Annotated in this window: 13 protein-coding genes; 9 read left to right on the top strand and 4 right to left on the bottom strand. The window is 38.6% G+C overall.

Features of this window, described 5'->3' with window-relative positions; genetic code table 11:
* The first annotated feature begins 7 nt into the window (after window positions 1-7).
* From HL41_RS00450 to HL41_RS00410, 9 genes are all read left to right on the top strand, one after another.
* Window positions 8-538 (top strand): DUF882 domain-containing protein, encoded by a 531-nt coding sequence (locus HL41_RS00450; RefSeq protein WP_038063095.1) that lies wholly within the window; start codon window positions 8-10, stop codon window positions 536-538.
* 69 nt (window positions 539-607) lie between these two features.
* Entirely contained in the window at window positions 608-1,936 is a 1,329-nt protein-coding gene (ffh, locus tag HL41_RS00445) for a signal recognition particle protein (protein WP_038063093.1), read from the top strand.
* 71 nt (window positions 1,937-2,007) lie between these two features.
* Complete coding sequence (gene rpsP / locus HL41_RS00440) at window positions 2,008-2,265, top strand: 30S ribosomal protein S16 (RefSeq protein ID WP_038063091.1); 258 nt, start codon at window positions 2,008-2,010, stop codon at window positions 2,263-2,265.
* Between the two features lie 32 nt (window positions 2,266-2,297).
* Complete coding sequence (locus tag HL41_RS00435) at window positions 2,298-2,537, top strand: KH domain-containing protein (protein ID WP_028840977.1); 240 nt, start codon at window positions 2,298-2,300, stop codon at window positions 2,535-2,537.
* A complete protein-coding gene (gene rimM, locus HL41_RS00430) occupies window positions 2,537-3,052 on the top strand; it encodes a ribosome maturation factor RimM (protein ID WP_038063089.1) in 516 nt (171 codons plus the stop codon). Before HL41_RS00435 ends, rimM begins: the two co-directional genes overlap by 1 nt.
* A gap of 11 nt (window positions 3,053-3,063) precedes the next feature.
* Complete coding sequence (gene trmD / locus HL41_RS00425) at window positions 3,064-4,377, top strand: tRNA (guanosine(37)-N1)-methyltransferase TrmD (protein WP_028840975.1); 1,314 nt, start codon at window positions 3,064-3,066, stop codon at window positions 4,375-4,377.
* A gap of 73 nt (window positions 4,378-4,450) precedes the next feature.
* Window positions 4,451-5,905, top strand: coding sequence for an acetyl-CoA carboxylase biotin carboxylase subunit (locus tag HL41_RS00420; RefSeq protein WP_038063086.1), 1,455 nt, complete (start codon window positions 4,451-4,453; stop codon window positions 5,903-5,905).
* 30 nt (window positions 5,906-5,935) lie between these two features.
* Window positions 5,936-8,008, top strand: a complete 2,073-nt coding sequence (locus HL41_RS00415; RefSeq protein ID WP_038063083.1) for a biotin/lipoyl-containing protein — start codon at window positions 5,936-5,938, stop codon at window positions 8,006-8,008.
* Between the two features lie 63 nt (window positions 8,009-8,071).
* A complete protein-coding gene (locus HL41_RS00410) occupies window positions 8,072-8,413 on the top strand; it encodes a histidine triad nucleotide-binding protein (RefSeq protein WP_028840973.1) in 342 nt (113 codons plus the stop codon).
* Between the two features lie 11 nt (window positions 8,414-8,424).
* On the opposite strand, the gene metG is transcribed toward HL41_RS00410, so the two are convergent.
* From metG to HL41_RS00390, 4 genes are read right to left on the bottom strand one after another with little or no spacing between them, the layout of a single operon-like run.
* Complete coding sequence (metG, locus tag HL41_RS00405) at window positions 8,425-10,308, bottom strand: methionine--tRNA ligase (protein ID WP_200870711.1); 1,884 nt, start codon at window positions 10,306-10,308, stop codon at window positions 8,425-8,427.
* Entirely contained in the window at window positions 10,308-11,183 is an 876-nt protein-coding gene (locus HL41_RS00400; protein ID WP_051754397.1) for a PSP1 domain-containing protein, read from the bottom strand. The genes metG and HL41_RS00400 overlap by 1 nt, the downstream gene beginning before the upstream one ends.
* Window positions 11,184-12,143 carry a GTP 3',8-cyclase MoaA gene (moaA, locus tag HL41_RS00395; RefSeq protein ID WP_038063077.1) on the bottom strand — a complete coding sequence of 320 codons (960 nt, stop codon included), beginning with the start codon at window positions 12,141-12,143 and terminating at the stop codon, window positions 11,184-11,186. It lies immediately after the preceding gene.
* Window positions 12,137-12,670, bottom strand: a complete 534-nt coding sequence (locus tag HL41_RS00390) for a DUF4416 family protein (protein ID WP_038063073.1) — start codon at window positions 12,668-12,670, stop codon at window positions 12,137-12,139. The genes moaA and HL41_RS00390 overlap by 7 nt, the downstream gene beginning before the upstream one ends.
* Between the last annotated feature and the right edge of the window lies 1 nt (window position 12,671).

Here is a 12,671-nt window from a genome sequence, read left to right as displayed (position 1 = left end):
ATTTGAAATGTTTACCCGAAGGTTCTTTCTTAAGACTTTAGGGTTGGTTTTAGCCAACCCTGTTTTATCTTTTGGAAGTTTATTGAGTTTTCCTGAGAGGACCCTTAAAATTTACAACTTACACACAGAAGAAAAAGTAGAAGCAACTTACTGGGCTAACGGAGAATATTTAGGAGAAGGAATTTCTTTGCTTTTTTACATTTTTAGAGACTATAGAAAAGGTGAAGTCTACCCTATAGACGTTAAACTTTTTGACTTTTTATTTTTGGTAAGTCAAATGGTTAACCCAAAAACTTCTATATGTTTAGTCTCAGGCTATAGATCTCCTGAGACTAACGAATTTTTAAGAAAAGCTACTTCTGGGGTTGCGAGTAAAAGTTTGCATACAGAAGGAAAGGCGGTAGACTTTTTTTTGGAAGACACACCTTTAGAAGATTTGTTAAAAGCAGGATTAAACTTGGGTCTCGGAGGGGTTGGATACTATCCTGGGAGGTTTATTCATCTTGACGTAGGGAGACCAAGATTTTGGACTGGATAAAAATAGTTGCCTAAAAGAAAATAATGATTAAACTTTACTCAGACGAAAAAACTGAAGAGGGAGTCAAAAATGCTTGAAGGATTAAGTCAAAGGTTAGAGGAGGCCTTAAACAAGTTTAAGGATAAAGGAAAACTTAGCCCAGACGAAATAAAAAAAGGTTTAAGGGAAATCCGTCTTGCCTTACTTGAGGCAGATGTAAACTACAAAGTAGTAAAAGATTTTATCGGAAGGGTAGAAGAGAGATGTCTTTCTTCTGAGGTTACCGAGAGTTTAACTCCCTTTCAGCAAATAGTAAAGATTGTGTATGAGGAGTTGGTAAAAACCCTTGGAGGGGAAGCCAAAGGCCTTGATTTAGGCAGCCCCAAACCTGCTAAAATTTTGCTTGCAGGGCTTCAAGGGTCAGGAAAAACCACTACCGCAGCCAAACTTGCAAGATATCTAAAAAAGAAAGGACATCATCCCCTTTTGGTCTCAGCAGACATCTATCGTCCTGCAGCCATAGAACAGCTTAAAGTACTTGCACAAAAGATAGAGGTCCCCTTCTATGAAGCCCAACCTGGAGAAAAACCTTTAGAAATCGTTCAGCATGCCATAGAAGTGGCAAAAAAAGAAGGCAGAGATGTGGTAATCATAGACACCGCCGGTAGACTACATATAGACGAAGCCCTTATGGAAGAGTTGATAGAGTTAAAAAAAACCTTTAGTCCTTCGGAGGTTCTGCTTGTAGCTGATGCCATGATGGGACAAGATGCGGTGAATGTAGCTAAAACCTTTCAAGAAAAAGTAGGGCTAACAGGCATCATTCTTACGAAAATGGAAGGAGATGCCAGAGGAGGTGCAGCTCTTTCTATAAAAGAAGTCACCGGATGTCCCATCAAGTTTTTAGGGGTAGGAGAAAAAGTAGATGCTTTAGAGGTTTTTTATCCCGAAAGACTTGCAGGAAGAATTCTTGGGATGGGAGACATTTTAACCTTGATAGAAAAAGCTCAAGAAACCTTTGACCTTAAAAAAGCCAAAGAATTAGAAAAAAAACTTAAAAAACTTGAGTTTGATTTAGAAGACCTGAGAGAACAGTTAAGACAGATGAAAAAATTAGGTTCTATAAGGGATATACTGGGATTTTTGCCTGGTATAGGGAAAAAATTGAGTCAGATTGAGTTTGATGAAAAAGAGATTTTAAAAATGGAAGCCATCATCAACTCGATGACCAAACAGGAAAGGAAAAATCCGAAAATAATCAATGCAAGTAGAAAAAGACGCATAGCCAAAGGTAGCGGAACTACAGTTCAAGATGTAAACAAGCTTCTAAGAAGCTATGAGGAGATGCTTAAACTATTGAAACAAATGAAAACACCAGGAAGACTTCAACAAGTTTTTCGAAGAATGTTTGGCGCTTAAAATCGATTGTAAAAAATAAATTAGGTGGTAAAATATTAAGACTAAAAATTTTTTAAGGAGGTAGAGGAAAAGTGCCGGTCAGGATTAGACTTATGAGATTTGGTAGAAAGAAAAAACCTTTTTACAGAGTGGTGGCAGCGGATTCTCGTTCTCCCAGAGATGGAAAATTTTTAGATATCTTAGGGTATTATGATCCTTTAAAACAACCTTTTGAGTTTAAGGTAAATGAAGAAAAAGTTAAAGCTTGGCTTGAAAGAGGTGCTGAACCTACAGAAACGGTAAGAGCGCTTCTGAAAAGGATAGGGATTAAAGTAGACCAAAAGGGGTAAACTCAAACTGCCAGTAGAGAGGAGGTTAGAAGATGAGCAAACTTAAAGATTTGGTGGAGAGCATTGCTAAGGTTCTGGTAGACAAACCAGAAGCAGTACAGATTAACGAGATCGAAGGAGAGCAAACCTCTGTAATCGAGCTTAAAGTTGCCAAGGAAGACCTTGGTAAAATCATAGGTAAAGAAGGGCGTACGGCTAAAGCTATTAGAACCATCTTAGGGGCTGCAGGAAGTAAACTTCGTAAAAGAGTTGTATTAGAAATCATAGAATAGTGAAGGTTCCTGTTGCCAAAATCTTAAGCACCCATGGACTTAAGGGAGAGGTTAAAGTCTCTCCCTTGGTCTCTTCTTTTGAGCTTCTTTTTCAAACAAAAAAGTTCTATCTTTCTCCTAATTCTTCGGAAGAATTGGTGGTTGAGTCTGTTAAAAAAGGGCCTGGGTTTAACGTGCTCATCTTTAAGTTTAAAGATGTAGATTATGAAACAGCCAAAAGTCTTGTCAACCAAAAACTTTACTTAAGTTTAGAGGAACTTCCTGAGCCTTTGGAAGATGAATTTTATTATCACCAAATAGAGGGTTTTTGTATTAAAGATCCTTTTGGTAAAATTTGGGGTAAGGTTAAAGAGGTCATGCCGATGGGGGAGTATGACCTTCTATTGATAAAAACTCCAGAAGGATTTGAGTTCTATGTCCCTATGGTAGAAGAATACGTTGTGGAGATGGATTTTTCTTCTCGGACCATCATAGTTCAAAACTTAGAAGGCCTTATAGAAGTTCAAAAACCCTAAAATTTAACTCTATGCAGATAGATATCATCACCATTTTCCCAGAATATTTTGAGAGTCCGTTAAAAGTAGGGCTTTTAGGAAAGGCTTTACAAAAAGGTCTTTTAGAGATCAATCTTGTTAATCTCAGAGACTTTTGTCAGGATAAACACCGTGTGGTTGATGATGAACCTTTTGGTGGTGGAGAGGGGATGGTTTTTAAACCTGAACCTCTCTACCGAGCGATAACATCTCTTAAACAAAAAAGTAAAAGCCCTTGGGTGGTCTATCTCTCCCCTCAAGGAGAGGTGTTAAATCAAAAAATAGCAGAAGAGCTTTCTCAAAAACAACATCTTATCCTTATTTGCGGAAGGTATGAAGGAATAGATGAAAGAATAAAAGAAACCTTAATAGACCAAGAAGTATCTATAGGAGATTATGTGGTTTTTGGAGGAGAAGTAGCAAGTCTAGTCCTAATTGAGTGTATAGCCAGACTAATCCCTGGAGTAGTAGGAAAAAAAGACTCTGTGGAGAAAGAATCTTTTTCTTCAGGACTTTTAAAATATCCTTGTTATACCAGACCCAGGGATTTTATGGGGTTAAAAGTCCCAGAGGTTCTTTTAAGCGGAAACCATGCCGCCATAGAGGTCTATCGAAGACAAAAATCCTTAGAATTAACCCTCAAAAAACGTCCTCATCTTTTAAGACAAACCTTGCTTTCTCAAGAAGATTTAAATTTTTTGGCTAATCTTTTAAAAAAACAGAGAGTCTATCTCTTTTTACTCCATTATCCGGTTTACAACAAGAGAAAAGAGGTAATTACTTCAGCCATTGCCAACATCGATTTACACGATTTGGGACGTCTTGGAAGGACCTATGGATTAAAAGGGATCTATATAGTTCAACCCCTTGAGGACCAAAGAGAGTTAGCCCAAGAACTCTTAGACTTCTGGTTGAAAGGTGGTGGAGCTAAATACAACCCATTACGTAAAGAAGCCCTAAAATTGGTAAAAGTTTTTTCTACCTTTGAAGAAGCCTTAGATGCAGTCCACCATCAGGAAGGAGAAAAACCTTTGTTGGTCGGGACAGATGCTTCTCCTAAAAAACCCCCTATTCCTATAGAAACTCTACAGAAGTTTTTGTGGGAAACACCTATAGTCATTGTTTTAGGAACTGCCTGGGGACTTACCGAAGAGTTTCTAGCAAAATGTGATCATTTTTTAGAACCAATTTGGGGAAGGCTTGACACATACAACCATCTTTCTGTCCGCTCAGCAGCCTCCATCATCATCGACCGTCTGTTAGGACTATATAGTTTCTACAAAAAATCTTATAAAAGAAAAGATTGATTTTTATCAAAAATAGGTTAATTCTAGATAATTTAAAATTCTAAATAATTTAAAAACAGAAACTGGAGGGCGTATGAAAAAAATCAACAAAGTTTTGATAGCCAATCGTGGGGTCCCTGCAGTCAGGATTATGAATACCTGCAGAGATAAAAAAATTAAAACTGTGGCTATCTACAGCACACCCGACAGATTAGCCTATCATGTCTTTTTGGCTGATGAAGCAGTCCATATCGGAGAAGCTCCCCCTCACGATTCTTACCTAAACATGGAAAAAATCATTAAAGTTGCTTTAGAAAAAAAGTGTGATGCCATCCATCCTGGATGGGGATTTTTGGCAGAGAATGCAGATTTTGCAGAGTTGGTGGAACAAGCTGGGCTTGTGTGGGTAGGTCCTCCTCCGGAGGTTATAAGGCTTATGGGAGACAAAATCAGGGCTAAAAAAATAGCCCAAAGAGCTAATGTTCCGACCATCCCCGGTCTTTTGAACGTAAAAACAGTAGAAGATATCTTAAGATGGATGAAGGAGGATGAAGTAGATTTCCCTATCATGATTAAGGCTGCTTCAGGTGGTGGTGGAAAGGGAATGGTAAGAGTAGATACAGCTGAAGAATTACCTGTAGCTCTTGAAAAAGCAAAGTCTGAGGCCAAAAAAGCTTTTGGGGACGATACTTTGTTAGTAGAAAAGTACATTCGAAGCGGTAGACACATAGAAGTACAAGTCTGTGCAGACAAATACGGACATGTAGTCCATCTGTATGAAAGAGAATGTACTCTACAGAGAAGAAACCAAAAAATTTTAGAAGAAGCCCCGTCTCCAAGCATATCTGATGACCTAAGACAAGAGATATGTTTTACAGCCGTAAGGTTGATGAGAGAAATAGGATACCATTCTGTAGGAACAGTAGAATTTCTTTTAGATCCTAAAACCAACAAATTTTATTTCCTTGAGGTTAACACCAGGCTCCAAGTAGAACATGGTGTAACAGAACTTATAACCGGTCTTGACCTGGTAAGCCTTATGTTTTCTATAGCAGAAGGTCATCCTCTTCCTTTTGAACAAGACGACATACACCCTAACAGACATGCCATAGAAGTAAGAATTAACGCTGAAGACCCAAAAACCTTTAATCCTTCTTTTGGAACTATAACCAGACTTGAAATCCCTCAAGGTCCAGGGATAAGGGTTGCCTCTGGAGTTTATGAAGGGGCAGAAGTACCTCCTTACTATGACTCACTCATCATGCTGGTTATGTCAGCTGGTGCTGACAGGTCAGAAGCTATTAGAGTCATGGATAGGGCCTTGAGCCGAGGGTTAAGAGTAGAAGGGATAAAAACCATCGCTCCCTTACTTTTAAGCATTATCAGGCATCCTGATTTTATAGAAGGTAAGTTTTCTACCAGGTTTATAGAGGAACATCATGAAGAGCTTCTTTCCATGGTAAAAGAAAAAACTGCAGATGATGAGGTCTTAAAGATAGCTAAATATATAGCTGAAATCTCAGCCTTAGGACCCCAAGACTGGATGTAAAAAATATACCTCAAACCATGGAGGGGAAAGATGAACTATATTTTTGTAAAACCAGGTATGAGCCCAAGAGAAATAGTACAAAAAGTAAGAGAACTCCCTGGCGTATGTTTTGTTTCGGTTGGTATGAGAGATGCAGGTCAGTCAGATTATAAAAACAGACTAAGGATTTACGATTTAAAAACCCTTGCCCCTTATTATAATGAGATGGGACTCTTTGCAGCCGAATGTCATGGTGGAGCAAGATGGCACGTAGGAATTATGAATCGAAGAGAAAGTCCCTTCGAAGAGATAGCAATTTTAAGGGAGCTCATGCCTAACGTACTTTTACAAACCCTTATACGAGAAACTAACATGTGGGGTTATCGACCATACCCTAAAAACGTCATAGAGTATGTAGTAGAAGTGGTAGACATAGATGTCTGGAGATGTTTCTCTTTTTTAAACGACATAAGAAACATGCGCCCTGTAGCTGAAGTGGTGATGAAAAGAGGAAGACTTTTTGAACCTGCCATTTCTTATACTGTTGCCCCTTGGTTTGACACCAAATATTACCTAAAAGTGGTTGACGAAATAGTAGATCTCTGTGGTGGGGTAGACGAAATAGTTCTTTGTATCAAAGATATGGCTGGTGTAGGAACGGTATCTTCGGTTACTGAATTGATAGATAGCATCAAACAAAAATATCCTGATTTGGTGATCAACTACCATCGTCACATCACCGATGGACTTGCCATCCCTGTGCTGTTAGCAGCTGCCAAAGCAGGAGCTAAGATCATAGACGTAGAAGAAGATACCCTGGTCAGGTTTTATGGACATTCCCCTATCTTGGCCGTAGAAGCTATATTTAGAGAAGAAGGAATCCCAGTACATCTTAACAGAAAAGCTGCAGAACAGGCAGTAGAAAAGGTTAGAGAATGGATCAGAGACTATGACTGGGCTGAGTCTCCTTTTAAAGGTTTTGACCATATGGTTACCAAACATAAAATGCCAGGAGGTGCCTTTCCCAGTTCTTTTGAACAGGCAGAAAAAGGCGGGTTTCTTCATCTAATGCCTTACATCCTTCAAGTAATGTCTTTATACAACCAAATAGTAAAATACTTTGACGTAACCCCTGGCTCCCAAATAACCTGGGTAACCTGTAGTGGTATAGTCAACAGATATGCCAAAGAACAGGGAGAAGAAGGGGTTAAACATGTCATCAAACTTCTAAAGAAATTCGTAGAAGAGAAAAATCAGGATTTTTCTGCCATGGAACCCTGGGAACAGGAAGAGCTTTTACAACTTTTCAAAAACGCACCTGGAGATTTTAAAAATCTCATCCTTGGTCATTACGGGAGGATGCCTGTAGGATGGCCAGCTGACTGGGTATATCAGAGCACCTTTGGAGACGAGTGGGAAAATAAAATAAAAGAAAGAAAGGAGTCCTCCCCTGTAGAGGCTATTCCTGATGAAGATCTAACCGCTTTAAGAAGAAAACTGGAAGAGGAGCTCGGAAGAAAGGCCACAGAAGAAGAGTTTATCCTGTACCTTATGCATCCTAAGGATGCCTTAGATTTCATAAAATTTAGAGAAAAATATGGAGATGCCCCTTTATACCTTCCCACCAAAGTCTGGAGAGAGGGCCTTAAAAAACCAGGAGATAAGGTAGAGTTTATCTATGAAGGTAAACCTTACTGTATAGAATTAGTGTCCATAGGTGTAGAAAACGACGGGATCATCCATGTAGTATTAAAAGTAAACAACAAGACCAGGGTTTTTGAAGTGAAAACACCAAGAGCTAAAAAAGAAGAGGTGAGAAAAGCAGTAAGACCTAATGAAATAGGTGCTCCTATTAGCGGAACAGTTTGGAGAATAGGCAATCCAAAAAGAGGCACCCTTAAGGTTGGAGACATCGTGCATAAAGGAGAGGAAATCGCTAACTTAGAATCGATGAAAATGGAAAACCCTGTGTTAGCACCTTTTGATGCTCAAATCGTAGAAATTTGTGTAAGGCTTAACCAGATGGTAGAAGAAGGCCAACTGCTCTTTGTGCTTAAACCTTTAGAAAACAACGCTAATATAGAAAACACAGGAGAATCCAACATAGAAAAATTACCTCATTAACCCTTGATTTTTTAAACCAAAAGTTTTATAAATTTAAAAAAAACCCTTTTAAAAGGGGGGCTTATGGATTGCATATTTTGCAAAATCGTTAAAAAAGAAATACCGTCTAAAGTCGTTTATGAAGACGAAAAGGTAGTAGCTTTTCATGACATAAACCCTCAAGCTCCTTACCATATCTTGGTAATTCCTAAAAAGCATCTTTCTACGTTGCTTGACCTAACCGAAGAAGACAAGGATTTAATCGGGCATATCTATCTTGTTATCAACAGATTAGCCAAAGATTTAGGGTTTGCTGAAAGAGGATACAGGGTGGTTGTAAACTGTAAGGAAGAGGCAGGGCAGACGGTATTTCATCTACATTTTCACTTACTTGCTGGCAGAACTATGGGTTGGCCTCCAGGCTAAACCTTTTTATTTTAGCTAACTTTAGCCCCTGGGGCCATTTCTTTCTCAGGGGTCACCAAGCATAATCCCTTTTCATCCTTAGCTGCAAGAAGCATACCCTCTGAAAGGATTCCTCTGATTTTAGAAGGTTTCAGGTTAGCCACAATAATTACCTCTTTACCTATCAATTCCTCAGGTTGATAATACTGGGCTATTCCTGAAACAATCTGTCTTTTTTCTGGGCATAACACTTCTAACCTTAAAAGTTTATCTGCATTTGGGACCTTTTCTGCAGCGACTATCTTCCCTACCCTTAAATCTATTTTTCTAAACTCATCTATAGAGATAAAACCTGTCTCTTCTTTCTTTTCTTCTACCACCTTTTCTTCCTCCTTTGGTTTATCTTCTATTCTTGGAAAAAGAGGCTTCCCTTTTTTAGCAGCCGCTCCTTCTTTTAACCCCTTAAAATTAAAAACCTCTTCCCAAGAAAGTGGCCTTTCATAAGACATATTTTCAAGTAAAATCTGAGAGGTTTCAGGCATCACCGGAGAAAGGGCTATAGCAAAACTCTTGATAACTTCAAGTAAAACCCTAAGAACCGTTCCTGCCCTGTCTAACTCTCCTTTTTTTATAAGACTCCAAGGGGCCTGTCTGTCGATGTAAACGTTACCTTCTCTGATGGCTTCCCAAAGTCTTTCTAAAGCTCTATGAAACTGAAGTTCAGAAAACAACTTATGGTAATCTTCTAAAGCTGTCTTCACCATGTCTAAATAAGCCTGGTCCTCTTCTGTCAGCCCGTTTAAAGGGGGAACACAAGAGTTAAAGTATTTTTCTGTTAGGTTTAAGGTACGATAAACAAGGTTACCATAGTCATTAGCAAGGTCTGCGTTTATCCTGGTGATAAAAGCTTCAAAACTAAACTCTGCATCATAACCAAAAGCCATCTCTCTAAACAAGAAATACCTTAGCTGGTCTTTACCGTATGTTTTGCTCAAGGTTACAGGATCTACGATGTTTCCTAGGGATTTAGACATTTTTAACCGATCAACCAGCCAGTATCCATGCACAAAAAGCTTTTTGTATACAGGTAATCCCAAGGCTTTTAACATGATAGGCCAATAAACTGCATGGGGTTTAAGGATGTCTTTGGCGATAAAGTGATGAGACTCCTTCCACCAGTCCTCCCAATTTGGGTCCTCTGGATAACCTATTCCTGTAAGATAGTTTAAAAGGGCGTCAAACCATACATAGGTTACGTAGTCTTTATCAAAAGGTAGCTCGACCCCCCATTCAAGCCTTTTTTTAGGACGAGAGATACAAAGCGGAGGAAGCTCTTCTTCTAACATGTTAAGTACTTCTTCTTTGTAAAAAGCAGGATATATCAGGTCGTTTTTTTGGATGTAGTCTTTTAACCAGAAACGGTATTTTTCTAAATTAAAAAAATAGTTTTTTTCTTTAATAAGTTCGGGGGTTTTTTGGTGGTCTTTACATCTTCCTTGTTCGTCAAGTTCTTTGGTCGTCAAAAACCGTTCGCAGCCAACACAGTAAAGCCCCTCATATTCATCCTGATAGATTTCTCCTTTTTCGTAAAGTTGCTGCAAAACCCTTTGTACGGTCTTTTTATGGGTTTCTTCAGTAGTCCTGATAAAACGACTATAACCAATCCCAAAGTAATCCCAAGTTCTTTTAAAAGATTCACTTATCTCATCAACTAAAGCTTGAGGAGAAAGTCCTTTATCTTTAGCTGTTTTCTGGATCTTATCCCCGTGTTCATCTGTACCTGTAAGAAAAAATACCTGCCAATTTTTAAGTCTGTAAAACCTGGCAATCCCATCTACTATCAACGTGGTATAGGCATGTCCTAAATGAGGATAAGCGTTTACGTAGTAAATTGGTGTAGTGAGATAGATCCGCATCAATCCTCCTCCTCTTCAAGGTTCTTCAATTGATCTTCAACAGAAGAATCTTCTAACTGCTCTAAAATGTAAGACTTTAATTCTTCAACAGGTAAGGTAATAACTTGACCATCTTTTGTTTCTAAGTAAACTAATCTTTGAAAAAAGTGATATTTTAAAACCCGATAAGATTCTTCATTAATCTTAATCTTACTCCCAAGCTTAGGTAAATTTTCTAAAAATTCTCTATATACCTCCATCTCATAACTTAGACAACAAAGCAACCTTCCACAAGGACCTGAAATTTTATTAGGGTCAAGGATAAGCCCTTGCTCTTTAGCAAACTTAATAGAAAGAGGGGTGAAGGACTTTAAGAACCTGGCGCAACAAAACTCTCTTCCGCAATAACCTATCCCTCCTAAAATGGCTGTTTCGTTTCTCACCCCTATCTGCCTCATCTCTATTCTCATCCTCAAAGCCCTGGCCAACTCCTTTACCAGCTGCCTGAAATCAATCCTGCCCTCTGCGGTGTAAAAAAAGATGATCTTACTCCTATCAAAAAAGCAATCGACCCTTACCAAATTCATCTCAAGTCCAAGCTCTTTAGCAAACTGGAGGCAAAACTCTTTGCCTTTCTCTTCCAGTTCTAACTTTTTCTCATATTCTTTGATTTCTTTAAGGGTAGCCTTTCGCAAAACTACAGGAATTCCTTCTACATCAAAGGAAATCTTATAAGAAACCTCGGTGAGCAAACAAACTTCCTTTCTTTCATCAGGCATCTCTACCAAAACATAAGTGCCTTTAGGAAGAGGCTTGAAGAGTTTTAATGCCATGTCAGGATATCCCTGTTTTAAGGTGCCAGCACTCAACCAAACCTGAACCTCTTTATTTTCCATCTAACCTCCGATAGCCCTCATAGGTTTTAAAGTAGAATTTAATCTATGCCCTTCGGGCTTTACTTTTAGTGCCTGAAGAAACAACTCTTCTAAGGAAACCTTCTTTTCTCTTAAAGCGGTTTTTAAGTTTATCTCATAGTCTGAAAAAAGACAAGGCCTTAACCTTCCGTCTGCGGTAATCCTAAAGCGATTACATCTATGGCAAAAATGTTCAGAAATAGGAGAGATAAGCCCTATTTTACCCTTAGCTCCCTCCCATCTAAAAACCTTCGCAGGACCACCACCTACTGAATCAGCAGGTAAGAGAGGCCGGTATGTTTCCAATGTTTTTTTGATTTCCTGTGTGTCTACTATGTGACTTTTATCCCAAAGAGAATTTCCTCCTATTGGCATAAACTCGATAAACCTTACCTCTATCGGTTTTTCTAAGGTAAGCTTAGCCAAATCTAAAACCTCTTCGTCGTTAAAACCTCTAATCACTACCACGTTAACCTTTACCGGGGAAAAACCTAAATCTAAAGCCAACTCTAAACCTCTTTTTACCTTTGAAAACCCATCGACCCCTGTGATTTTATAAAATTTTTCTGGGTTTAGGGTATCTAAACTAAGGTTTATTCTTTTTAAACCTGCCTTTTTAAGTTTTTCCCCAAGCTCCTCAAGAAAATAGCCGTTGGTGGTAAGACTTAAATCTTCTATCCCTGAAATACTGGCAATCCTTTCTACCAGACTTTCTATGTTTTTTCTCACCAGAGGCTCTCCTCCGGTAATCCTTACCCTTTTAACCCCAAGCTTAGCACCTACCTTAACCACCTCTTCTATTTCCTCAAGCCTAAGAATTTCATGGTGTGGCAACCATTTCCAGTTTTTATGGGTAAAACAATAAATACATCTAAAATTACACTTATCGGTTACAGAGATCCTGAGATACTCTATTTTCCTTCCAAAAGGGTCTATCAGCATAAAGACCTCTTTTTCAATCCCTTGTAAATCTCTCTCGCCTGGTTAAAAACCGGAATAAAGGCCTGGTAGTCTGGATAAGTCCAGGGAAGACTGATAAAACTTTTATCCTTGTATATCAAGGTAACTTCAGCAAATACTCCCCTACCTAAATAAATCCTGTGAGCATAATCTTTAAAGGTGGACAAAACTACCTTAGAAAGTTCCACATATCCTGGGTCAAGGTTAACCTTTCTTTTCCCAAATTCTGTGGTATAAGAAAGCTCTATCTTGTAACAAATATGTTTTAACTCCACCAAAAAATCAGGACTTTTCAAATTTTCAAAAAAATAAAACCTCTTTTTTAGATTTCTTCCCATTTCTTTCTCGTAGTAATGGGTGAAAGAAGAAAAGTCAAAAGCTTCAGAGGAAAAAATTACTCCTCCAAGCTCTGAGGTTAAAGGAGTTAAAGCCTGTTCTCCTATAGAAAAATCCTGAGTAGTCAGAGCTATAAAGAAACAGACAGGAGCTGGTTCTTTAGGATGGCTCATC

This window comes from Thermodesulfobacterium commune DSM 2178 (assembly GCF_000734015.1).
Taxonomy (GTDB): domain Bacteria; phylum Desulfobacterota; class Thermodesulfobacteria; order Thermodesulfobacteriales; family Thermodesulfobacteriaceae; genus Thermodesulfobacterium; species Thermodesulfobacterium commune.
This window is presented reverse-complemented; position numbering and strand designations above follow the sequence as displayed.